23 protein-coding genes are annotated in these 22,403 nt (G+C 37.7%); 15 read left to right on the top strand and 8 right to left on the bottom strand.

Annotated elements, in window-relative coordinates; translation table 11 throughout:
* Nucleotides 1-245 precede the first annotated feature (245 nt).
* The 3 genes from dapD to djlA all read right to left on the bottom strand — a co-directional run bounded on the left by dapD (nucleotide 246) and on the right by djlA (nucleotide 3,280).
* A complete protein-coding gene (dapD, locus tag H592_RS0117780; RefSeq protein ID WP_028869962.1) occupies nucleotides 246-1,274 on the bottom strand; it encodes a 2,3,4,5-tetrahydropyridine-2,6-dicarboxylate N-succinyltransferase in 1,029 nt (342 codons plus the stop codon).
* A 637-nt stretch (nucleotides 1,275-1,911) separates the two neighbouring features.
* Entirely contained in the window at nucleotides 1,912-2,463 is a 552-nt protein-coding gene (locus H592_RS23415) for a DUF2937 family protein (RefSeq protein ID WP_051369246.1), read from the bottom strand.
* A gap of 1 nt (nucleotide 2,464) precedes the next feature.
* Complete coding sequence (djlA, locus tag H592_RS0117770; protein ID WP_028869961.1) at nucleotides 2,465-3,280, bottom strand: co-chaperone DjlA; 816 nt, start codon at nucleotides 3,278-3,280, stop codon at nucleotides 2,465-2,467.
* Between the two features lie 221 nt (nucleotides 3,281-3,501).
* Between djlA and lptD the strand changes: the two genes are divergently transcribed.
* From lptD to H592_RS0117745, 5 genes are read left to right on the top strand one after another with little or no spacing between them, the layout of a single operon-like run.
* Nucleotides 3,502-5,904 carry an LPS assembly protein LptD gene (gene lptD / locus H592_RS0117765; protein ID WP_028869960.1) on the top strand — a complete coding sequence of 801 codons (2,403 nt, stop codon included), beginning with the start codon at nucleotides 3,502-3,504 and terminating at the stop codon, nucleotides 5,902-5,904.
* Nucleotides 5,905-5,914: 10 nt separating this feature from the next.
* Nucleotides 5,915-7,231: a peptidylprolyl isomerase SurA gene (gene surA, locus H592_RS0117760; RefSeq protein ID WP_028869959.1), complete on the top strand. Its 1,317-nt coding sequence runs from the start codon at nucleotides 5,915-5,917 to the stop codon at nucleotides 7,229-7,231.
* Complete coding sequence (pdxA, locus tag H592_RS0117755) at nucleotides 7,231-8,229, top strand: 4-hydroxythreonine-4-phosphate dehydrogenase PdxA (protein ID WP_028869958.1); 999 nt, start codon at nucleotides 7,231-7,233, stop codon at nucleotides 8,227-8,229. Before surA ends, pdxA begins: the two co-directional genes overlap by 1 nt.
* Nucleotide 8,230: 1 nt before the next feature.
* On the top strand, nucleotides 8,231-9,046 hold the full coding sequence (rsmA, locus tag H592_RS0117750) for a 16S rRNA (adenine(1518)-N(6)/adenine(1519)-N(6))-dimethyltransferase RsmA (RefSeq protein WP_028869957.1): 816 nt from the start codon (nucleotides 8,231-8,233) through the stop codon (nucleotides 9,044-9,046).
* A gap of 35 nt (nucleotides 9,047-9,081) precedes the next feature.
* The gene (locus H592_RS0117745) at nucleotides 9,082-9,894 is read left to right on the top strand and encodes a symmetrical bis(5'-nucleosyl)-tetraphosphatase (RefSeq protein ID WP_028869956.1); all 813 of its coding nucleotides are present in this window, start codon (nucleotides 9,082-9,084) and stop codon (nucleotides 9,892-9,894) included.
* Nucleotides 9,895-10,064: 170 nt separating this feature from the next.
* Here the strand turns inward: H592_RS0117745 and folA are convergent, their stop codons facing one another.
* Complete coding sequence (gene folA / locus H592_RS0117740; RefSeq protein WP_028869955.1) at nucleotides 10,065-10,556, bottom strand: type 3 dihydrofolate reductase; 492 nt, start codon at nucleotides 10,554-10,556, stop codon at nucleotides 10,065-10,067.
* A 402-nt stretch (nucleotides 10,557-10,958) separates the two neighbouring features.
* Between folA and H592_RS0117735 the strand changes: the two genes are divergently transcribed.
* On the top strand, nucleotides 10,959-11,948 hold the full coding sequence (locus tag H592_RS0117735) for a DUF2333 family protein (protein ID WP_028869954.1): 990 nt from the start codon (nucleotides 10,959-10,961) through the stop codon (nucleotides 11,946-11,948).
* A 144-nt stretch (nucleotides 11,949-12,092) separates the two neighbouring features.
* Here the strand turns inward: H592_RS0117735 and H592_RS0117730 are convergent, their stop codons facing one another.
* The 4 genes from H592_RS0117730 to H592_RS0117715 all read right to left on the bottom strand — a co-directional run bounded on the left by H592_RS0117730 (nucleotide 12,093) and on the right by H592_RS0117715 (nucleotide 14,829).
* Complete coding sequence (locus tag H592_RS0117730; protein ID WP_028869953.1) at nucleotides 12,093-12,428, bottom strand: PBPRA1643 family SWIM/SEC-C metal-binding motif protein; 336 nt, start codon at nucleotides 12,426-12,428, stop codon at nucleotides 12,093-12,095.
* Between the two features lie 179 nt (nucleotides 12,429-12,607).
* On the bottom strand, nucleotides 12,608-13,084 hold the full coding sequence (locus tag H592_RS0117725; RefSeq protein WP_028869952.1) for a threonine/serine exporter family protein: 477 nt from the start codon (nucleotides 13,082-13,084) through the stop codon (nucleotides 12,608-12,610).
* Nucleotides 13,084-13,860: a threonine/serine exporter family protein gene (locus H592_RS0117720; protein WP_037072124.1), complete on the bottom strand. Its 777-nt coding sequence runs from the start codon at nucleotides 13,858-13,860 to the stop codon at nucleotides 13,084-13,086. Before H592_RS0117720 ends, H592_RS0117725 begins: the two co-directional genes overlap by 1 nt.
* 12 nt (nucleotides 13,861-13,872) lie before the next feature.
* Nucleotides 13,873-14,829 carry a methylenetetrahydrofolate reductase gene (locus tag H592_RS0117715; RefSeq protein ID WP_028869950.1) on the bottom strand — a complete coding sequence of 319 codons (957 nt, stop codon included), beginning with the start codon at nucleotides 14,827-14,829 and terminating at the stop codon, nucleotides 13,873-13,875.
* A gap of 254 nt (nucleotides 14,830-15,083) precedes the next feature.
* Here H592_RS0117715 and rsmE point away from each other — a divergent pair, with 254 nt between their 5' ends.
* The 9 genes from rsmE (at nucleotide 15,084) to H592_RS0117670 (ending at nucleotide 22,056) form a co-directional block, all read left to right on the top strand.
* Entirely contained in the window at nucleotides 15,084-15,812 is a 729-nt protein-coding gene (gene rsmE, locus H592_RS0117710) for a 16S rRNA (uracil(1498)-N(3))-methyltransferase (RefSeq protein ID WP_028869949.1), read from the top strand.
* A 36-nt stretch (nucleotides 15,813-15,848) separates the two neighbouring features.
* A complete protein-coding gene (gene gshB, locus H592_RS0117705) occupies nucleotides 15,849-16,802 on the top strand; it encodes a glutathione synthase (protein WP_028869948.1) in 954 nt (317 codons plus the stop codon).
* Nucleotides 16,803-17,174: 372 nt separating this feature from the next.
* Complete coding sequence (locus tag H592_RS0117700) at nucleotides 17,175-17,732, top strand: YqgE/AlgH family protein (protein ID WP_028869947.1); 558 nt, start codon at nucleotides 17,175-17,177, stop codon at nucleotides 17,730-17,732.
* Nucleotides 17,732-18,205 carry a Holliday junction resolvase RuvX gene (ruvX, locus tag H592_RS0117695; protein WP_037072122.1) on the top strand — a complete coding sequence of 158 codons (474 nt, stop codon included), beginning with the start codon at nucleotides 17,732-17,734 and terminating at the stop codon, nucleotides 18,203-18,205. Before H592_RS0117700 ends, ruvX begins: the two co-directional genes overlap by 1 nt.
* Before the next feature lie 267 nt (nucleotides 18,206-18,472).
* Nucleotides 18,473-18,979, top strand: a complete 507-nt coding sequence (locus H592_RS0117690) for a DUF3087 domain-containing protein (protein WP_028869945.1) — start codon at nucleotides 18,473-18,475, stop codon at nucleotides 18,977-18,979.
* Nucleotides 18,979-19,608, top strand: a complete 630-nt coding sequence (locus tag H592_RS0117685; RefSeq protein ID WP_028869944.1) for a LysE family translocator — start codon at nucleotides 18,979-18,981, stop codon at nucleotides 19,606-19,608. Before H592_RS0117690 ends, H592_RS0117685 begins: the two co-directional genes overlap by 1 nt.
* A gap of 472 nt (nucleotides 19,609-20,080) precedes the next feature.
* Nucleotides 20,081-20,959 carry a DMT family transporter gene (locus H592_RS0117680; RefSeq protein ID WP_028869943.1) on the top strand — a complete coding sequence of 293 codons (879 nt, stop codon included), beginning with the start codon at nucleotides 20,081-20,083 and terminating at the stop codon, nucleotides 20,957-20,959.
* Nucleotides 20,960-21,014: 55 nt separating this feature from the next.
* The gene (gene yqfB, locus H592_RS0117675; RefSeq protein WP_037072119.1) at nucleotides 21,015-21,338 is read left to right on the top strand and encodes a N(4)-acetylcytidine aminohydrolase; all 324 of its coding nucleotides are present in this window, start codon (nucleotides 21,015-21,017) and stop codon (nucleotides 21,336-21,338) included.
* Nucleotides 21,339-21,408: 70 nt separating this feature from the next.
* On the top strand, nucleotides 21,409-22,056 hold the full coding sequence (locus tag H592_RS0117670) for a peroxiredoxin-like family protein (protein WP_028869941.1): 648 nt from the start codon (nucleotides 21,409-21,411) through the stop codon (nucleotides 22,054-22,056).
* Nucleotides 22,057-22,403: the final 347 nt, after the last annotated feature.

The raw sequence follows: 22,403 nt of genomic DNA, 5'->3' as shown, positions 1-22,403 counted from the left end.
GCTTTGCTTAGCAAGTATGATATAGATCTCGCATGACAATCATGTGACGTTTTAAGATGCTAACGCGAGAAAAGGCTATGTATATGAAAGTGGAAAAATTTTATAAAAAGGAATACAGCAATTTAAAAATAGATGGGTAAAAAATAGATGGGTAAAAAATAGACGAACATAAAAAAGGCTACTCAATAGTAGCCTCGATTACTCAATGCATAATAAAAATATTGCTCAGAACAATAATGAGAATATTAGTTAGAATGTAACATGCTGTTTAATTCTACAGCGCTTTTATTAACGAGACATTCAATTTGACCTGTCGTTGAATTACGACGGAATAATAAGTCATCTTTATTAGCTAAATCTCGTGCTTTAACAAATCCAGCGTCATTACCTTCGTTATCTAACATTTTAACTTTAGAACCCGCTGTAACGTATAAACCAGACTCAATAGTACAACGGTTACCCAGTGGGAAGCCTAAACCAGCATTAGCACCTAATAAGCTATTTTCGCCAATAGCGACAACCATTTTACCACCGCCAGACAGTGTACCCATAATAGAAGCGCCACCACCGATATCACTTCCTTCACCAACCATAACACCCGCTGAAATACGACCTTCAACCATGCTAACACCCGCTGTACCTGCATTAAAGTTAATGAAACCTTCATGCATCACTGTTGTACCTTCACCAACGTGAGCGCCTAAACGTACGCGTGAAGTGTCAGCAATACGCACACCAGCTGGAACTACGTAATCAACCATTTTAGGGAATTTATCAACACAATCTACAATGATAGTTTTCCCTTTTAAACGTGCTTTCATTTGACGATCTTTAAGCTCAGGTAAGTCGATAGCACCCTTGTTTGTCCATGCGATATTGTGCAATAAACCAAAGATACCGTCTAACACTACGCCGTGTGGTTTAACTAAACGATGAGAGATAAGTTGCAGTTTCAAATAACCTTCAGCGACACTCTGTGGTGCTTCGTCAGTGGCTAAAATAACTAACACTAATGTTTGTTTTGATTTAGCTGCTGCAACTGCAAAATCTGCATTATCTGCATCGTCTTCACCATTAAAAGCCGCAGCCAGTTGTTCTGCAATAGCGGGTTTAATTTCGATAACTTGATTGCCACCTTCATATCCAGCAATTGCACCAATAGTTGCAACTAGATCTTCGTTTGGATTTAAAATTGGGTTTGGAAAAAATGCTTCGATGATTTTTTGGTCACGGTTTTTAGTCGCTGTACCAAACGCAAGTGAAAATGTAGACATGTATTAAGCTCCGATTTAAGGTCTATTCGGTGAAACACCGTAATTGATTACTAAAATGATAAATAGCCAATAATAGAGAAGCACTACGATAGATGCAAAACTAAAATGTTATAAGAGCGAATTAATTAGTCTAGTCACGATAGAGAAACGAAGTTATATCTATACCCGTTATCAATCGAGATGCTTTATTCAGTCGTTAGCTTGGACAGCAAGGCAAGGCGTAACATGATGACAATGCCTAGTCCTTATCGAATGTTGCAACGCTGAATTGCTTTTCGAGCTAACGACCCACAGGGCAAGTTGTGAGGCAAGCATCTTCGTTGTTAGAAAGTATTGATTGAACTAGTTAGATCTTCAACTTCCTGCCTAGAAGCTACTCACCTCACAACTTGCTGAACTTTGCATCTTGAATGGTAACGGGTATACATAGGTTGCTTTTTCAAGATTCATTAATCCATTCAAAGTATAATATTCGCTAAAAAGAAGGGTTGTGTTGTTTATCGGTTATGAGAGTGATCATTTTCATCACCATTTATACCTTTATAACGACGACTTCTAAAATCAAATAGCCGAGTGCCTTTTCATTCATTAGCTTTCATGACATAAAGCAAAAAAGCCATTAAATGAAAAGAAAAGTTTATAAACCTATTTTTCTGGTTTGTTTTTTACGCTTTCTTTTACAATAAGAAAAAGCACGATAACAACCATATTTACTGAAGGATAATAATATTTCTAATAACAACATCATTGACACCGCAGCAACAACCCCTACTAAAATAGCCTGTTGATTAAGTAACACATTAGCTTGGTAACCTGTCCACGTTTCGTTAACAATAGGGTCTTTGATTTGTTGCGTTAATTCCCCTAATCGATACCAAATAGGCTGATTTAAATTATCTATTTTTTGTTGTAAAAATTGCACTCGTGAATAAGTATTTTCTATAACCAATGCTTCTTCACGGTACAAGCTATCTTTACTACTTTTATGTTTTGTAATGAGTGCGTTCAAATCACCAGCAAAATATTTATCTGCAAGCGATTGAAATTCAGCTAAATGCTGTTGCGCTTCAACAAAATGCCCCTGCAAACGCAATTCATATTGTTGTAAAAAGTTCGGTAACTGTAAACCTAATAGTAAGCTAATAGTAAATACTAGCTGTAAACTATAACGTTTTATTACCGATAGCATGTTATTTAAAACCTCGGCTGCTTCGCAGTACTTCATAGGCTTTTTGAATATCTTGCGTTTTCTCTTTAGCTAATTCCATCATCTCTTCCGGTAGCCCCTTGGAAGCTAGTTTATCAGGATGGTTTTGACTCATTAACTTGCGATAGGCTCGTTTCACTTCTTTGTCCGTGGCTGTACTTTCAACCCCTAGTACTTGATAAGCATCATCTTCAACTTCAGCTTTATTATATTGCTGACCACCCTGCTTACCCTGATGGAAGTGTTGCTGCCCTTGAATCATTTGAATCAAACGGTCTAATTCGAAACGTGAAAAATTTAGATTTTCGGCAATGGTGTACAACAAGGCTTTTTCGTTATCATCAATCACACCATCTGAATAAGCAACTTGTACTTGAATCGCTAAAAACATTTGCAGGACGTTACGTTCACCGTGCAATTTACGTACAAATTCTTGCAATGTTTCTACTAGTGCAAAGTCAGCACTTTTACCACTGGTGAAGGCATGCTGAGCTTGCGATCTTGCATCACCGTGCAAATTCATTTGGTCCATATATGCATTGGCGACTTGAATATCGGTTTGAGTGACTTGTCCCTTTGCTTTGGCAACGTGTCCCATCACCGAAAAAGCGGTTTCAAAAAACGCTTTTTGTTTATCCGCACTGTTGGTTCGTCCACCTAACATGCCATCGCGCATATTAAAGTTACGTCCGACGGCCACATCAAAACGATGCCCTAACCAAACGCCTAACAGCAGGCCAAAGAAGTGACCAAACATAAATCCAAAAAAACCACCTAATAACTTGCCCCATATGCGCATAATTAATCATTACCTTTAAATTAAGAAAATATTGAATTTTTCTATTATTTTGACTAACTATGTGAAGATTTACCAATTATTTGTAATAAATAGCCAAAATACTCGTGTATTAGCCAATCAAAGATTGGAGACAGCAAAAGATTACTTTATTATAAGGGGTTATATTGTTGTTTCTGCTTAGCGTTTCCTTTTTCTTTCTAAGCCCTTGTAGTGAGTTATTAATGTTAAAACTAATCCCCTTATTATTTGTCTTATCTCCAGTTGCTAGTGCCGTTGCACAGGAAATTGAAAATAAAAACACCTCTGCAACGCAAAGTAATACTGATAGTAGTGCTAGCACCAAGAGCGATGCAATAACTAAGATTGCCAGCTTAGAAGAAAAATCAGCGCCACGTGACGTACAAGTGTTCTTTAGGCAGTGCTATAGCCAAGTCCCTCCCGTCACGACACGTAATAATAATCTAGATAAAAACCAAATTCCAATCAGCATCAATGCCAATTCATTACGCGGTGTTAATGGCGAGATAATTTATCAAGGTGATGTCAATGTGGTTCAAGGTGAAAAGAGCCTCGATGCAGACCGATTAATTTATAACCGCAATACTGAACAAGCAAATGCAATCGGCAATGCGCGCTATGTTGATGGACAAATCACCCTTTTAGCCGACCAAATAGATACTAATTTAAAAACCGATGAAGCATCGTTGTTACAGACGCAGTATCAGTTTCACGGTCAGTCTGGTCGTGGTAATGCAGATCGCGTGTATGATAATGGTCAAGGTTTTTATGAGTTAAATTCTTCTAGTTACACGGCGTGCCCACCGGGTGATATTACTTGGAGCATCGATTCTTCGACCTTATACATTGACAAAGAAAATGATATGGGGACAGCTTACAATGCAGTATTAAGAATAAAGGATGTGCCAGTATTTTACTTCCCTTATATCAGCTACCCTTTATCCGACACGCGAAAAACCGGACTTTTATTTCCAAAATATGAGTTTTCATCAGTGAATGGATTTTCTTACAGCCAACCTCTGTACCTAAATTTAACATCCAATCAAGATGCAACCATCACACCGACTTATATGGAAAACCGGGGTCTATTAGTAGCGACTGAATATCGTTATTTGTTTGATATTGGTTCAGGTCAAATTCAAACTGAATATCTTGCGGATGATCGAATACGCGAAGACGATGATGGCGATTTAATTGGAAAACGCTATTTATTTCATTTTGAACATCAAGTTAATTTTTCACAAGACTGGGCTTTTGAGGCAGATTACAACAAAGTCAGTGATGATTATTATTTCACCGATATTGATACCGAATACGGTACCAGTACAGATAACCAATTATTACAAACCGCTAAATTAAGTTATACAAAAAGTAATTGGAATAGTGAGCTGGAAGTACGCGACTTTCAAATATTAGGCGATGACGATACCCCACATATTGTATTACCTAAATTAGCCATAAATGCATACCAGCCGCTTAACTGGAAAAGTCTACAGTTTGATTGGTATTCAGAAGTCACGCGTTTTGAACACAGTGATAGTGAGGTGTATACCGGTACGCGTATCCATGCTGAACCAAAGCTATCTTTACCCCTTTATTACGATTCTCTATTTATCAATACTGAACTAAAATACATGCTTAGCGTCTATCAACAGGATCTAGAAAACGCAACAAAGTACAGTTGGTATGATGAGTTAGATGAGTCTGTTGTGCGATACCTTCCGTCATTTAAAATACATTCAGGTATCAACTTAGAACGCGATTTTTCAGTATTTGGTAATGATTACCGACAAACATTAGTACCGCAAATGCAGTATTTATATGTGCCATACCAAAATCAATCAGATATTGGTTTATACGATACAACAACATTACAACAAGATTATTACGGCTTATTTCGAGATAATCGTTATTCTGGGTATGACCGCATTGCCGAAGCGAATCAAATCACAGTGGGGGTTTCAAGTAGCTTCTTAAATGAACAAGGTGAAGAAAAATTACGTTTTGCTATTGGGCAAAATTATTATTTATCGAAATCTCGTACCGTATTACCAACCGATGACGATGATGACAGTCAATCTGTCAGCCGTTCTTCAATTATTGCTGAGTTTGATGTTAACTTTGAAAATGATTATTTCCTGCATGCAGGTGTAGAGTGGGACAGTGATGAAAACCTCCTTAAACGTGCGAATACTACGTTTGAGAAACGTTGGGCTTACAATACATTTATGCAGTTAAGCTACCGTTATTATAAAGAAGATGAAGATGCAGAATGGGATGAAATTGTTAACCAACTTGGTAGTAAAGTAAACTGGTCAATCAACACGCAATGGTCAGCCTATGCGAGTTATTATTATGACCTTGAATTTGAAAATAGTTATGAAAGTATCATCGGTATTAAATACCAGTCTTGTTGTTGGGCTCTTGGTTTAAGTTACGATAAACATATGCAGTCTTATTATGGAACAGAGTCTGATTTTAACGATGATATGGAAACAGAAAATAGCATTAACTTAACGATTGAATTAATGGGGTTAGGTGGTGTCGGTTATTCAGATAGTGAAGATGGTTTATTCGACTACGGTCGTCCATTTTATTTAAAGTAATGGGTAAAAAATGAAATTAACAAAACAATTTTTAAGTGTATTAATCTTAGCGAGTACTTTACCTCAATTGGCAACGGCTGCGGAAGTACAACTAGATAAGATTGAAGCAGTAGTAAACAAAGAACTAATCTTAAGCAGTGATATGAGTAACCTTAAGCGTGACTTAATTACTCGCTATCAAGAGAGTGGTCAAACGCTGCCGGATCCAAAAAATATTGATAAGCAAATTCTTGATAAATTAATCAGTGATAAATTACAGTTACAAATTGCAGAACGTATAGGCTTGCGCATCAGTGATGCACAACTTGATCAAACCATTACCGAAATGGCGAAAAAGCAAAATAAAACATTAAACGAATTACGTGCCGATATAGAGGCATCGGGCATCAATTATAAGGCATTCGTTGCTAACATTCGTGATGAATTGACTATTAATGAAGTGCGTCAAGTGCAGGTTCGCCGCCGTATCAATATCTCTGATCAAGAAGTTCAACAAGTTGTTGATCGTATTAAAGAGCAAGGTGAGCAAACGACTGAGTTTCATTTTGCACATATTTTACTTAAGTTATCACCGGAAGCGTCTGAAGAGAAACGAACTGCGGTAACCAATGAAGCGAACTCGTTAGTACAAAAAATAGAGAATGGTGCTGATATCAAACAGCTAGCGATTGCCAATTCTGAAGGCCCAAAGGCCTTAGAAGGCGGCGATTGGGGATGGCGTAAGCTAGATTCAATTCCAAGTTTATTTGTAGAAAATTTACAAGAGAGCAATAAAAAAGGCGATATCATTGGCCCTTTCAATACCAGAATGGGAGTACATATCATTCAAGTGCTAGATAAAAAAGGGAATGATAACGTGATCACAGAAGAAGTGAATGCACGTCATATTCTGGTTAAACCCACTATCATTTTGAGTGATGAAAAAGCCAAGTTATTGTTAACAACTTTACGTCAGCAAATATTATCAGGCACAAAAACCTTTGATGAATTAGCCAAAGAGTATTCTCAAGATCCTGGTTCTGCCGTAAAAGGTGGTGAACTAGGTTGGGCTGATCCAAACATGTATGTGCCTGAATTTCGTGATTTAGCACAAGAACAAGCAATCGGTGAAATCAGTCAACCCTTCCATACAATGCATGGCTGGCATATTCTTCAAGTACTTGATAAACGCGAATCTGATACGACTGAAAATGCCACTAAGCAAAAAGCTTACAGTATGTTATTTAGACAACGCTTTCCTGCTGAGGCTTACGCTTGGTTAAATGAGATACGCCAAGAAGCGTATATCAAGATTAATAACCCTGCTTATATTATTGAGGAAGAATAATGTTACCTCGTATTATTGTCACCGCTGGTGAACCGAGCGGAATTGGTCCTGATTTAGTTTTACAATTAGCGGAACAGACTTGGCCCGCTGAACTGGTTATTTGTGCAGACTTAATACTATTAAAAGAGCGAGCACAGCATTTAAATAAAAATATTACTTTTATTGAATATGATGTCGAAAAGCCTCAAGCGGAACCGCTCTTAGGTCAATTAACCGTAGCTCATATTGCGACTGACGTCCCCGTGAAAATGGGACAACTTGATGCTCGCAATGGTGAATACGTTTTAGAAACCTTACGTTTTGCAAGCCAAGGTTGTTTAAATGGTGAGTTTTCTGCGGTGGTTACAGCACCAGTACATAAAGGCATTATCAATGACGCCGGTGTTACCTTTAGCGGCCATACTGAATTTTTTGCTGAGCAAGCTAACGTTGATTTAGTAGTAATGATGCTTGCAACAACGGGTTTACGTGTTGCCTTAGCAACCACGCATTTACCACTTTCTGCCGTGCCCAGCGCAATAACAGAACCCTTATTAGCGAATATTATTACAATTTTAAATGCTGAATTAAAAGAAAAATACGGTATTAAACAGCCGACTATCTATGTGTGTGGCTTAAACCCACACGCAGGGGAAGGAGGTCATATGGGCAGAGAAGAAATAGATACCATTGAACCTGCACTAGACAACCTTCGCGCACAAGGTATTCAGTTAGTGGGCCCACTGCCTGCTGACACTTTATTTCAAGATAAATACTTACAACATGCCGATGCGGTATTAGCCATGTATCACGACCAAGGTCTACCTGTTTTAAAATATAAAGGTTTTGGTCGCTCCGTTAATATCACATTAGGCTTACCATTTATACGCACATCGGTTGACCATGGCACCGCATTAGATCTAGCAGGAACAGGCAAAGCTGACTCAGGTAGTTTATTATGTGCAGTCAACGAAGCTATTACCATGGTCCAAAGTAACATCAACAAGGTTAATGAATAAAATGAATGATAAAACCCACCTAGGCCATACCGCTCGTAAACGATTTGGACAAAATTTCTTACACGACGATTACATTATCGATTCAATTGTGGCAGCAATAGCGCCACAACCTGACGATAACATTGTAGAAATTGGTCCCGGTTTAGGCGCATTAACAGAGCCTGTGGCACGTAAAGTAAACTGCTTAAATGTAGTGGAATTAGACCGTGATTTAGCAGCGCGTTTAGAACAGCACCCTACGTTACGTGATAAATTAAAAATAACCCAAGCTGATGCCATGCGTTTTGACTTTGGACAATTAGTGCAAGGTGACAAACAATTACGAGTGTTTGGTAACTTACCGTACAACATATCAACGCCTTTAATGTTCCACCTATTTGAGTTTGCAGACAAAATTTCTGACATGCACTTCATGCTGCAAAAAGAAGTAGTTAACCGTTTATGTGCAGGTCCAGATTGTAAAGCTTACGGACGTTTAAGTGTAATGGCACAATACTACTGTAATGTTATTCCTGTATTAGAAGTGCCGCCTACGGCTTTTAAACCCGCACCTAAAGTTGATTCTGCAGTAGTAAGGTTAGAGCCTTACGATACACCACCTTTTGTTGCTAAGAGCATGAAAGTATTAAACCAAGTTTGTTCGATGGCCTTTAACCAACGCCGTAAAACAGTTCGTAATGGTTGGAGAGATCTATTAACTGCTGAAGAATTAACTGACCTTGGTATTAATATTGGCCACCGCGCAGAAAACATCTCTGTTGAAGAGTATGTGCGTGTTGCAAACTATGTTTATGACCGCCTACAAAAAGAAGTTTAGAGCTCAATAACAATTTTTAATAGGATCAAATAACGATGGCAACTTATATAGTTGGTGACATTCAAGGTTGTTATGACGAATTGATACAGCTTCTATCTTTGGCCAATTTTGATCCAAAAAATGATGAGTTATGGGTTGCTGGCGATTTAGTCGCTCGTGGCCCTAAATCATTGCAAACATTACGCTACCTTAAAAAGTTAAAGGCAAAAGTGATTCTAGGTAATCATGATTTGCACTTATTAGCGACGGCTTTGGGCATTCATAAACCCAAAGAAAAAGACAAAATATCCCCTATTTTAGAAGCGGATGACAGTCAGCAGCTTCTAACATGGTTACGTAATCAGCCTTTGTTATTAGAGCATCCTGAACATAAGTTTATTATGGTGCATGCAGGTATATTACCTTCTTGGACAATTCCACAAGCAAAACAATTCGCCAAAGAAGTTGAACAACAATTGCATGGGGAAGATTACCAATCACTGCTTAAAAACATGTACGGTAACCACCCGACTAAATGGCACCCTTCACTTTCAGGCATTGAACGAATACGCTACATTATCAATGTGTTCACACGTATGCGTTATTGCACTTTAAATGGCGAGTTGGAGTTTTATAACAAACTATCGCCAGCAGAAACAGATAGCAATGTATTAAAACCTTGGTTCGAAATAACGCCAAGAGATCATACTCAACCTATCTTATTTGGTCACTGGGCTGCATTATTAGGCCAAACAAATCAACCAAACTTATATGCATTAGATACGGGCTGCGTCTGGGGAAACAGTCTTACCATGATACGTTGGCAAGATAAGAAACTATTTTCATTATCTTGCCCCGCATACGGTTAAAACCAATCTGGATAAATAAATGGTCTATTTAGACGTTAGGGAAAATGCATGGTAGCAAGGCGTTGATTGCAGTAACTAGTTATTTTCATTACAAAATCAACAACGAAGCTAGGACTCATTTTAACAAACATAAATGGCTAGATAATTATTTAGATTGGTATAACTAGCGCTTAACTCACTCTATCTAAGGTCAAAAACTCTAAATTGTGCACATTTTTTTCATCTGCTAAATAATGCTCACTACTTACTTTTTCCCATTTTCCTTGAGTAAGATAATCAGGAAAGTGCGTATCGCCTTTAGTTTCCAAATCAATGAATGTTAAATACAGGCGATTAGCAACAGGTAAAAAATGTTCATAAATAGTGGCTCCGCCGATAATCATCACTTCCTCAACCCCCGCAGCAGCTTGTAATGCTTGCTCAACGGAGGTCACACAAGTAACACCTGCCATGTTTAAATTAGGATCGCGAGAAACTACAATATTTAAACGTCCTGGTAATGCTCTACCAATTGAGTCATAGGTTTTACGGCCCATGATCACTGGTTTACCTAGTGTTGTCTTTTTAAAATATTGCAAATCTGCTGGCAAATGCCATGGCATTTTGTTTTCTAAACCAATTACACGATGATTTGCCATGGCTACTATCATTGAAATTTTCATTTATTTTCCAAATTTTTATATAATGAGCATAAGTTTATCAATTACGTTTTAAAATTCATCTATTTAATTACTACCTTCTCCTGAAATGCCCCTATTGATGGGCAATCAAGTAGATAGCGCTATATTTGTAGATTTTGTAATGACGTTTTTTAAACCTTTAACCCGTTAACGCTTAATCTTAACCACGTAATAAGTGTTCGTTATTTGTAGTCGAGCAGTAACGACAATATTTTCTTTACAATTTACACAACTAAACGCACCTACCACCATGAAATATAGTGAAATAGAATAATATTTATAACTTTATGATTTTACACCTCCATTAACGACAATTGAGGTGAAATAATAAACAGGGTTATGGTAAAGTTGATACCCATTCAACATGATATTAAGGAACAGATCATGGCTACTTTACCTAAAAAAAGCATCATCCCCATACTGCTGATCATTGTTTTCTTATTATGGATAATGTCAATTTGGTCTGGCTGGATGCCATCAACATTTGATGTGAAAGCAAAAACACAAGAAGCAGCAACTGCATCCAATAGTGAAATAGTACCTGGTTATGCAACCACAACAACGCTTATTGACGTAACTAGTTGGTTAGTAGATAAACGCGGGGGCTTCTTATCTAACGATGTCACTCCACCAGGATTTTTTATGGATAATATGCCTGCCTTTGAATACGGTGTATTAGAGCAAGTAAGAGATTTAGCTTTAGTGATGCGTTTAGACTTCAGCCGTTCACAATCACAATCGACGGGTGATAAAGACTTAGAAATAGCACAGAATAAAATGAATATTTCGCATACTAACTGGGTTTTGCCTAGTGCAGAAAGTGAATATAAAGATGCAATTAAAGCATTCAAACGCTATCGTGCTCGTCTCTCTGCAACAGACCAAACAGAAGCACAATTTTATACGCGTGCGGATAATCTAAGTGATTGGTTACGTGAGATTGAAAAACGATTAGGCTCTATTTCACAAAACTTAAGCGCCAGTGTCGGTAATGATATATTTGATACGAACCTAGCAGGTGATACTTCAGCAAAACAATCAACGGCCAGCGCTGACGAAATTGAGATCAAAACAAATTGGTTTAAGATTGATGATGTTTTTTATCAAAGCCGTGGTTCAACATGGGCTATTCTACATTTTTTAAAAGCAGTAGAAATTGACTTTCAAGATGTGCTCGAAAAGAAAAATGCACAAGTTAGTTTAAAACAAATTATTCGTGATTTAGAAGCAACACAACAAGCAGTATGGAGCCCAATGGTATTAAATGGTAATGGCTTTGGTTTCTTAGCAAACCATTCCTTGGTGATGGCAAACTACGTTTCTCGAGCCAATGCAGCCCTGATTGATTTAAGGCGTTTATTAGAACAAGGTTAAAATAAGTGATGATTGAGTAAGGTTACGCTTATTAAAATAAACAATACAAAAATATCAGGCACAAAAAAGCCCCGATAAATATTTATTTTCGGGGCTTTTTAATGTGTGCTCTACTCTTGTTCTATTAAAAATTAATAGTACGAATTAACCACAGCACTTTTTATATTTTTTACCACTACCACAAACACAAGGTTCGTTACGAGCAGGCATTTTTTCAAAACGAGTAGTGACTGGTTTATTAATCAACACATCTAATTCGGTAGTATTCTCAGCTTGTTCAGCATCAACGGTAATAGCGATAACTAAGTTATGTTCTTCAGCTAATGTTTGTACTGCTTCAGCACGGGCATCGGTATTAACAACAACCTGTAAAGGTAGCTCTTCAGTACCAATTTTTACTGCACGCTTTGTATTAAAACCATAACTTGAATGTTTTGGTTTTTTCTCTTTTTTACCTTTAAAGAAAAATTTATCTGACATATTGGACCTTTTTTATTCCACACACTTTGTTCTGCACACTTATTGTACTTAGCATTTTTCGCACAGTGTACAGTATTCCTTAGACCAATCTAGCGTAATATTCGCTGTTCCACTTACCTACACAGTGTGATTAAACTAATCTATCTAATTATATGCTCACTGTTAGTATTAAATTACGATCAAACAATCGGACGGCCACGATAAATTAAAATTGACGGTATCGCTAATCCAAAACTTAATGCCGTTAAAATAAATAAAGTGCGCAAACCATTTTCCATGACCACCTGCATTAACGCTAAGCTATAACCTGTCGTATTAATCTCAACCAATCCAATCATTGCAGAAAAGGCATAACTACCAGGGATCATAGGTATTACTGATGCGACGGTAAAAACAGGACGCGGAATCAAATGTTTACGAGACCAATATAAACCTAAAAAACCCATACTTGCTGAAGCAATTAAGGTTGCCCATTCAATGGGTAAATCAAAATGCATTAGCAAAAATCGTAAGCTGTGAGCAAATGCACCGCCCGCAGCACAATAAATCAACATTTTACGCGGCACATTAAATACCATGGCAAAACCAACTGCTGGTATCCACGCAAACCATGCATCGATAATTAACAAGCCTAATAAATCAAAAAATGCGCTCATTAGATTGCCCACCCTGATACGCCAGTGACCTTAATGGCTGCTACAATCCCAATTGACACACTGACCGCAAGTAACGTTGCAAATACCCAACGTGCGATCCCCATATTGACGTATCCTTTAAGCATATCTGACACCGCATTAATTAACGGAAAACCCGGTACCAGTAACAACACACTGGCCGCCATTGCTATTTGTGGGTTTTCCCCAATCTCAAGAATTGCGCCGATACTGGTTATAGTTGTAGCGACAAAAGCAGCGATGGCAAAATTCACAAACGGATTGTGCTGACGATGCCCTAATTCTTGTCGTACGATCATGGTTAAACTAGAAGCAACAAAAGTCGTCCAATACACCGCTCTATCGCCGCCAAAAAAGTGACTGAAACTGGCACAGGCAAAACCAATCATTAGCACCACCAACCAACGGTTATATTTATAGGGTTTTAATCGCTGTAAGCGCTTTTTAACATCTTTAGCGTCAAGTAGTTTTTTTTCCAACATCACACAGATACGCTGCACTTCGCAGACCATTTGCATATTAATGCCGCGGTCATGACAACGTCTAGTAGTGGTAACACAGTGACCGTTCACTAAACTGGTGATCACCATCGCATCGGGGCTGATTGCTAGTTCTATGTTGTCAGCCCCTAGTGCAATCCCTAAACGCTGTGTTGTTTGCTCTACTAAACGACTTTCAGCACCATGTTGATGTAAAATTTGCCCAGCAAATACTGCTATCCGTGTAATTTCTGTTTGTTGTTCCTTTGACAAGATCATTATTTCATCGACTTATAGTTGTGATTCAGCCAGTTTTAAATCCAACGTGGCTTTAAGGAGTTTAAATAATAATATAGCAGCATCTATCTCTTCTTTGCGATTGGTTAAACTTTCTATATTTAAACCTAATGGAATATTTAGCGGTAATACAGCTAGCAAAATCTGTTCGAAGTTATTTCGACTAATTTGCAAAGACTCTTTCAGTGGGTTTTCAGACTCAAGAATACGCAACGATGTCGCTTCCGGAACAGAAATCCCCAACCACTCAATAAATTCTAATGTTTTCGCACTACCACATGGAGAAAAAGTTAAAATCACCCGCTTAGGTTGTATACCCTGTTGTCGACATTCACTGGCATAGCGAGTTAATAAATCAATAGTGGCCTGTGCATTATAAACAGCTTGCGTAATAAAATATTCACAGCCCTGATCCTGCTTAGCACGTAAACGGATATGTTCATCCCCCTTAGCAACATGCCGCTCTGCAATTGTCACTCCGCCTAGATAAAAATCTTGAGGGTGTGCCGCTAAGCTTTTATAAGCGTCAGAGAGTGAGAGTTTAATTTCACCTTCCGATGATGGCGAGCCTACCAACACTATATCTCGTACTGAAAACTGATGCCAAGCATCAGACAACCAACGAGAAAAATCAGCTTCATCCCGTTGTGAAACACTTTTATAAGTGATCACCGGCTTACCGACTTTATCGTGTAATATTTTTGAGTATAAGCGTGAATCATGAGTATATCTAAATGGAAAAGGACGCGGCTTATCAATACGAGAGGTTTCATCTTGAATGTCATAAACGATAAAACCGTCATAATCAATTTCTTCTAATCGCCCTACTAATTTATCGGCAATACCGGAAACAAGTTCAAGATCGGTGTCATGTTTTGGAGGCGTGGTACCAATGAAATAAACGCCACGCTTAGCGTCGGTAGTTATACTTTTTAACTTAGAACTGTACATATTAAATTCCTGAAACATCACACAAAAAATAAAAGCAACAATTATCCCATATGTTGGGCTTAATTGGTATTAAGGAAGCAATAATTCAATATATCCTTTAGCGATACTTTATACCCGTTACCCTTCAAGGCTATCAATGTTCACGGATTAACATAAGTTATGCTAACTCAGTGTAATAATTCAATCTTTAGCAATAGTGATATTAAAAATTTTCGCGTTATACTAAGCTTTTATTTTCAATCAAAAGTAACCTTATGCGTAATCCTCGTTTTTATGAACCGCAATTATTGACCGAAAACACCTGTATCACGTTATCAGACGACGCTACTCAGCATATTCGCGTGTTACGTTTAAATGTAGGCGATAGTATTACCTTATTTAATGGTCAAGGTGGGCAGTATTTAGCACAATTGAATGAAGTTCAAAAAAGAACTTGCCAAGCGAATATTCTTTCATTCCAAGAAACGGACAATGAAAGCCCGCTTCATTTACATTTAGGGCAAGTTATTTCACGTGGTGATCGCATGGAATTTGTGATCCAAAAAGCAGTCGAATTAGGTGTGAATGAAATTACTCCCTTGATCAGTGAGCGTTGTGGTGTAAAACTAAATGCTGAACGGATGGCAAAAAAGCAACAACAGTGGCAAAAAATAGCCATTGCAGCCTGTGAGCAATCGGGTAGAAATATTGTACCAACAATACATACAACACAAGCTTTAACACAATGGTGTGAATATGAGGTTGATTGCTGTAAATTAACCTTGCATCCTCGCGCAAAATATTCAATTAATACATTACCCAACGATATCAAGCATGTGCGTTTATTAATTGGTCCGGAAGGAGGCTTAAGCGATGATGAAATCAGCCTCACTGAAAACTTGGACTTTACTGAAACATTATTAGGCCCTCGCGTATTACGCACAGAAACAGCAGCATTAACTGCAATCACTGCATTGCAATGTCGCTTTGGCGATTTAGCATAACTTTTATTACTTAATAGATTAATGACAGGAATAGATATGACCATAAAAATTGGCATCGTGATGGATCCCATCGCAGACATCAACATTAAAAAAGACTCAAGCTTTGCAATGTTATTAGAAGCTCAATCTCGTGGTTGGGAACTTTATTATTTAGAAATGAAAGATTTATATCTAGAAAATGGTCGTTGTTTTGCAACCAGCAAAAAATTAACCGTACAACGCGAAGCAGGCAATTTTTATCAATTAGAAGATGCAGTTGATCACCCTCTTTCAGACCTTGATGCGGTATTAATGCGTAAAGATCCCCCTTTTGACACAGAATATATCTACGCCACTTATCTATTAGAGCGGGCTGAAGACGAAGGTTGTTTAATCGTTAATAAACCACAAAGTTTACGTGATGCAAATGAAAAACTATTCACAGCTTGGTTTAGTGAATTCACTCCTATCACCTTAGTAACAAGAAGCGCAGAAAAAATTCGTGCTTTCCATCAACAACATAAAGATGTGATTTTAAAACCATTAGACGGCATGGGCGGCGCATCTATCTTCCGTATTAAAGAAAATGACAGCAATGTTGGTGTGATCATTGAAACATTAACAGAGCATCAGCAACGTTACTGCATGGCACAAGCTTTTATCCCAGAAATTAAAGACGGTGATAAGCGTATTCTGATTGTGGATGGAGAGCCAATGCCTTATGCATTAGCCCGTATTCCTGCAAAAGGTGAAACACGTGGTAATCTAGCGGCTGGCGGCACAGGTGTTGCTCAACCTCTTTCTGAGTCTGATTGGCATATTGCTAATACCATAGGTCCAAAGTTAAAAGAAAAGGGCCTGATTTTTGTTGGCTTAGATGTTATTGGTGACAAGGTTACAGAAATCAATGTGACTAGCCCAACTTGCATCCAAGAAATTGATAATGCTTATGGTACTAATATCAGCGGAAAATTAATGGATGCAATTGAAAAACGTATCAAAGGCGCTTAAAAGATATTGTATTTAAGAGCAACAAAACTGAATGCTATTTGATTGAATATATTACCCGCAATCATCGCGGGTAATATAAACCTGACGAATCAAGATAAGATTTAACATGATGACCTTTTGAGCGGTTTAATAGGTTAATCCTGTATCGGTAGGTGTAAATACAAGTCTTAATACCTAAAGTCTATTCACTTCTTGGCTTACTGTTTTTGCCTCTTAAATAGTGACGTTACATATTCATTCCTAATGGAGAATCAAATGACAATAGATAAAACTAAAAACCCTTTTGCTGATTCTGATATTAGCGATGAACGTTCAGTTCCTCTATCAACAGTTCAAGAAAAAGCATCGGAAATGAATACTCAAGCTGAAGTAGTGAGTTCATTAAAGAATCATTTTTTAATCGCGATGCCTTCATTAACAGACCCATACTTTAAAAAATCTGTTGTTTATTTATGTGAGCACGATGATCAAGGTGCGATGGGCTTTATTATTAACTACCCAGTTAAGTTAACACTACAAGAGTTATTAGAAAATGCAGAAAGCATTGACCATGAACCTAGTCCACCTTTGATTGACCCCGTCTTTTTAGGTGGCCCATTAGACATGGACAGAGGGTTTGTATTACACAGCCCCACCCCTGACATTTCACAAAGTACCATGCTTAATGAACAGCTAATGATGTCTAACTCGAATAAAATCCTATCCAGCTTAGGGACAGATAATGCACCTGAGCACTATATGGTTGCCTTGGGCTATTCAAGTTGGGATTCTGGGCAGTTAGAAGAAGAGATAAACCAGAATCAATGGTTAATCATTCATTGTGAAAATGACATTATTTTTAACACACCGGTCGAACAACGTTGGAATACTTCATTACAACGCTTAGGCGTCGACCCATCACAATTAAGTAGCGACGTAGGCCACGCATAATGACATCAGAAAACGATTCAGAACAAGAAAAGAAGACTTCATCAAACGAGTCTAAAGCGCCAAGTACTTTATTAGGTTTTGACTTTGGTACAAAAAGTATTGGTGTTGCAACAGGGCAAATGATCACCGCGACTGCGCAGCCATTAGCAGCTATTAAAGCAAATGATGGTATTCCTAATTGGGATACGGTTGCCGCTGTCATTAAAGAGTGGGCCCCGGATTTAGTCGTCGTAGGATTGCCATTAAATATGGATGGCACTGAGCAAGCCATCACACAAAGAGCGAAAAAATTTGGTAATCGTTTAAACGGCCGTTTTGGCGTAAAAGTAGCTTTTCAAGACGAACGCTTAACAACAGCAAGTGCGAAAGAATTTATTTTTGAACGCGGTGGATTTAAAGCACTTGAAAAAGGAAAAGTGGATAGTGTTTCTGCTGCCCTTATTTTAGAGAGCTGGATGGAAAGCTACTATTAATAAATAGCAATGAATGAATAAATAACAATCAATAAATAGCAATAAATAAAACGCAATCACTGGCTAACAATTAATAATTACTTATAAGTCGTTGTCGATAAAAGACTATCAATTATTTACATTACATAATCTATGAGCGATTATTCACACTATGAATAACCTATGCTAGTAATCTATGTCGATAATCGATGTCAATCCCCTCATCACATTAGGATTAACATTCGATAGCCATGTTTGCCCATTTTGTTAAAGGAATAAATAACCAGAATGCAACTTATTGAAATAGATCCAGAGCGCTATCGTAAACGCTTAAACAAAGTTATTTTTGCTTGCATTGGTATACTTACTGTTGGCAGTTTAGGCATTAGTCAATTGCTTATTTTACTAATGCCTTCACCCGATGGTAGTCATTTCCACTGGAATTTATTGGGTGTCATTGTTATCGCTGCGACACTTCTATTTATATTAAATAAACTTAAAAGCCATGCCTATTTCCACGAAGTCAGTTATGTTTGGAATTTAAAGCAAGCCTTAAATAAAATTAATCGACGCATGAAAAAAATAGAATCAGCTGCGCAGCAAGGCGAGCCCATTGCGATGCAAATTTTACATTTCAGTTACGCAGGTTCTCGCCAGCTTTGGCAATTAGACAATAATACACTAACCATAAATCACTTAACTCATCTTGAAAATAAACTTAATGAGCTTGCTGAAACACATCAAGTCACATTAGATGTAAGCCTTTATAACCAACAACAATTAACGGACTACTGATGCCTATTTTACACATTGAAGCATTTTTGATTGCGATTACTATTTTAACCATGACACCAGGCTTAGATACTACCTTAGTGATTCGAAATACTAGTCGTGGCGGCGAAAAAGATGGTTTCATTACTAGCCTGGGCATATGTACAGGGTTGTTTTTCCATGCCTCTTTATCTGCAGTAGGTATCTCTCTGTTGTTGTCACAATCACCGCAGTTGTTCCAAGCAGTCAAAATGATTGGTGCACTGTATATTTTATATTTAGGGGTTCAAGGGCTAAGACACAGTTTCTTCGCTTCAACTAAAGGCCCAGCCAAGCTATCAGCACAAGGTAATTTTAAATTCACAAAAAGTTTTAGAGAAGGTTTACTCTCAAATGTTTTAAACCCTAAAACGGCTATCTTTTATCTGGCTTTTTTACCACAATTCATCAATCCTGAATATTCTGCATTTATGCAATCATTGTTGATGGCAACCATTCACTTCGCAATTGCAATGTGTTGGCAAGCATTCATCAGCCGCATGATTGTCACCGCACAAAAACGATTTGATGGTGGTAAAACACAAGTAATAATGGAACGTTTAACTGGTGTGGTGTTAATTGGATTAGCCGTAAAATTGTTATTAGAAAAATAACTTCATTTAAAATGTAAAGGGTTTTCATTTTTAATGTGACAACCCTTTATTTCCTTACTTGCACCTGTAACGACCAACTCATCAAAGCCTCTGCAATGCCTCACTCTGTTATTACTTTCTTTATTATGCTGGTTATTACTCAACTGAATTGATGCGATTGATGTGGCATATAACTCCTATTATTCAATAGATAAAATCAGCAAGCAGTGAGGTAAGCAGGGTCGATGATGGTTATCTTACACCTTGCTTTGAAATCCAGTTAATGACTGAATAATGCATATTGAGTGGTTATGGGCTCAATTAACGAAATGATTTAATTGGCAACAGACCTTCCATTACCATAATTAACATTATTAAATTAAAAAAATAAAACCGTGTTTTTATTACTGAATTATTGCAAAAAATAGTTTACTCTACTGTGCTTCCTTATCAATACTCAAACACTGTCTAACCTTAAAAGTAAGGGTATATTTTGCAACAAAAATTTGCATTCAGAGCAGAACTAATTTTAATACTGGTGACTATTTTAGCGGGCCTTGGCTGGATTTTTTCTAAAGAGTCCTTAGCTGGAATGACACCTTTATTTTTTGTTTCCATGCGTTTTCTAGTGGGTGGCGTTGTATTATTTTTAATTGGCCCCCGCTATTTTCGAAACCTAAAATGGGGTGATGTTAAACCCATTATATTAATTGGTGGCGTTATGGGGTTAGCGATGATGTGCTGGGTATTAGGATTAGATCAAGCCTCTAATCTTGGTGTTGGCGCATTCATTACCTGCCTTGGAGTTGTATTTGTTCCTATTATTGGGCGCTTTATGTTTGGTGATAGGCCCGCCACCAGCATTTGGGTTGCGCTCCCCATTGCTGTAACAGGTTTAATTTTTTTAGCTCTGAGTAATGGTATGAGTTTTGAAATTGCACACTTATATTTCTTAGGAACTGCCATCGGTGTGGCATTCCAACTGAATCTACTATCTCGTTTTTTAATGCGTATGCATGCTTTAGTGATCACCAGTATTCAATTAACTAGTGCAGGTATCTTATTATTAATCATGTCATTATTCACTGAAGCAATGCCTCAGGGCATTACCTTTAGTATTACCCTTTGGTTTCTAGCCAGTACTTTAATCGCAACCAGTTTGCGCTACCTACTTCAGATGTACGCCATGAGTTTAACGCCCGTTAGTCATGCGGCAGTGATCATGAATTTAGAGCCAGTATGGGCTGCTATTTTTGCTGTGTTATGGTTTGGAGAAGTGATGACATTAGGGCAAATTTTTGGGTGTTTCCTCATTTTTATGGCAATGCTCATTAGCCGTTGGTCGCAAATAAGAAAACTGTTTACACGCTAATTAAAACAACCAATGTCAGCCCTTACAATAGGCGTAGCAAAACTGGATATATATAATGACAATCCCGATAACAAATAAAATTACGTTTTTTGAGTTTTTAACGCCATCTGTCGCATCGGGTGAAAAAACTATTACCATTCGAGACAAATCTGAGAGTCACTATATCGTTGGCTCTGAAGTAGAAGTTTTTACCTTAGAAACAGATCAAAAGGTATGTAATATACAAATTGAATCAGTGACACCATTAAAGTTTGAGGATATTAATGAATTTCATGCTCAACAAGAAGCCATGGAATTACAACCGCTTAAAGATTTAATCCAAAAAATCTATCCAAATACTAACCAGTTATTCATGATCACTTACAGCCTATTACCTTAAGATCTCTATACAACAACCTTAATGTAATTGATAATACCACAGCCAAATATCTACTACTCAGGAATCAAATATGACAACTTTAAAACAACAAACCGAAGCAAAGGTAGAAGCTGGACGTAAAGGAAATCCTGATTTTATGGCAGGTGTCGATCAGGTTATTGCTCAAGCAAAATCTTTTCAACAAGGTAACGATGCACTCGAAGTGGGTAAAAATGCGCCTCATTTTGAACTTCCTGATGCACAGGGTAAGTCCACTTCACTAGCAGATTTACTAACAAAAGGGCCTGTCGTGATCACTTTTTATCGAGGCAGTTGGTGCCCTTACTGTAATTTACAACTAAAAGCATTGCAGGCACGATTAGCAGATATTCAAGCATTAGGGGCAACCTTAGTCGCAATTAGCCCACAGGTACCCGATGGGTCGTTAACTGCCGATGAAATACATAATATGGACTTTACTGTGTTGTCGGATCAAGATGCACAAGTGGCAGCTCAATATGGCGTAGCATGGCAGGTGCCAGAGTTTTTGCTGGATCATATGCGTACTGACCGCCAACTAGACCTAGAGGCCATTAATAATGGCAATACTAATATCATTCCAATTCCCGCCACTTTTATCCTTAACAGTGACGGTGAAGTGACATGGCGATTTGTGGATGTTGATTACCGCATTCGTTCTGAGCCTGCAGATATTATTGCAGCATTGCAAAAGATATAGGCTAAACAATTAAGCAAAATAAAAAAACCTTTATTCTAAATTAAATAGGATAAAGGTGATCTAATATCGCTATCATCAAAATGAGTAATAATACCAACTCCGATAACTAACCGAACAGTCTTACTGGTTAAAAGGAACTATTTCCGCGTTAAACATTTTGCAAAAAGAGTATTCTCATTACAAAATAAACAACGCAGCTAGGATTCATTTTAACAAGCACAAATGACTAGATAATTACTTAGATTGGTATTACATCACGTTGGCAGCGAAGGGATGACTTGACATAATGATGCAGAAAAAGACTTAAAGAAGAACGCTGCGATTGCATTAATTCGTTTAGGCGCAGA

It is taken from the genome of Psychromonas arctica DSM 14288, from assembly GCF_000482725.1.
GTDB lineage: Bacteria > Pseudomonadota > Gammaproteobacteria > Enterobacterales > Psychromonadaceae > Psychromonas > Psychromonas arctica.
The sequence above is the reverse complement of the archived record's forward strand: the minus strand, read 5'-3'. Positions and strand labels throughout refer to the sequence as shown.

Bases quoted from the DNA above. Each gene is read 5' to 3' on its own strand.
- dapD (WP_028869962.1), bottom strand. From the start codon at position 1,274: ATGTCTACATTTTCACTTGCGTTTGGTACAGCGACTAAAAACCGTGAC.
- H592_RS23415 (WP_051369246.1), bottom strand. From the start codon at position 2,463: ATGCTATCGGTAATAAAACGTTATAGTTTACAGCTAGTATTTACTATT.
- djlA (WP_028869961.1), bottom strand. From the start codon at position 3,280: ATGCGCATATGGGGCAAGTTATTAGGTGGTTTTTTTGGATTTATGTTT.
- lptD (WP_028869960.1), top strand. From the start codon at position 3,502: ATGTTAAAACTAATCCCCTTATTATTTGTCTTATCTCCAGTTGCTAGT.
- surA (WP_028869959.1), top strand. From the start codon at position 5,915: ATGAAATTAACAAAACAATTTTTAAGTGTATTAATCTTAGCGAGTACT.
- pdxA (WP_028869958.1), top strand. From the start codon at position 7,231: ATGTTACCTCGTATTATTGTCACCGCTGGTGAACCGAGCGGAATTGGT.
- rsmA (WP_028869957.1), top strand. From the start codon at position 8,231: ATGAATGATAAAACCCACCTAGGCCATACCGCTCGTAAACGATTTGGA.
- H592_RS0117745 (WP_028869956.1), top strand. From the start codon at position 9,082: ATGGCAACTTATATAGTTGGTGACATTCAAGGTTGTTATGACGAATTG.
- folA (WP_028869955.1), bottom strand. From the start codon at position 10,556: ATGAAAATTTCAATGATAGTAGCCATGGCAAATCATCGTGTAATTGGT.
- H592_RS0117735 (WP_028869954.1), top strand. From the start codon at position 10,959: ATGGCTACTTTACCTAAAAAAAGCATCATCCCCATACTGCTGATCATT.
- H592_RS0117730 (WP_028869953.1), bottom strand. From the start codon at position 12,428: ATGTCAGATAAATTTTTCTTTAAAGGTAAAAAAGAGAAAAAACCAAAA.
- H592_RS0117725 (WP_028869952.1), bottom strand. From the start codon at position 13,084: ATGAGCGCATTTTTTGATTTATTAGGCTTGTTAATTATCGATGCATGG.
- H592_RS0117720 (WP_037072124.1), bottom strand. From the start codon at position 13,860: ATGATCTTGTCAAAGGAACAACAAACAGAAATTACACGGATAGCAGTA.
- H592_RS0117715 (WP_028869950.1), bottom strand. From the start codon at position 14,829: ATGTACAGTTCTAAGTTAAAAAGTATAACTACCGACGCTAAGCGTGGC.
- rsmE (WP_028869949.1), top strand. From the start codon at position 15,084: ATGCGTAATCCTCGTTTTTATGAACCGCAATTATTGACCGAAAACACC.
- gshB (WP_028869948.1), top strand. From the start codon at position 15,849: ATGACCATAAAAATTGGCATCGTGATGGATCCCATCGCAGACATCAAC.
- ruvX (WP_037072122.1), top strand. From the start codon at position 17,732: ATGACATCAGAAAACGATTCAGAACAAGAAAAGAAGACTTCATCAAAC.
- H592_RS0117690 (WP_028869945.1), top strand. From the start codon at position 18,473: ATGCAACTTATTGAAATAGATCCAGAGCGCTATCGTAAACGCTTAAAC.
- H592_RS0117685 (WP_028869944.1), top strand. From the start codon at position 18,979: ATGCCTATTTTACACATTGAAGCATTTTTGATTGCGATTACTATTTTA.
- yqfB (WP_037072119.1), top strand. From the start codon at position 21,015: ATGACAATCCCGATAACAAATAAAATTACGTTTTTTGAGTTTTTAACG.
- H592_RS0117670 (WP_028869941.1), top strand. From the start codon at position 21,409: ATGACAACTTTAAAACAACAAACCGAAGCAAAGGTAGAAGCTGGACGT.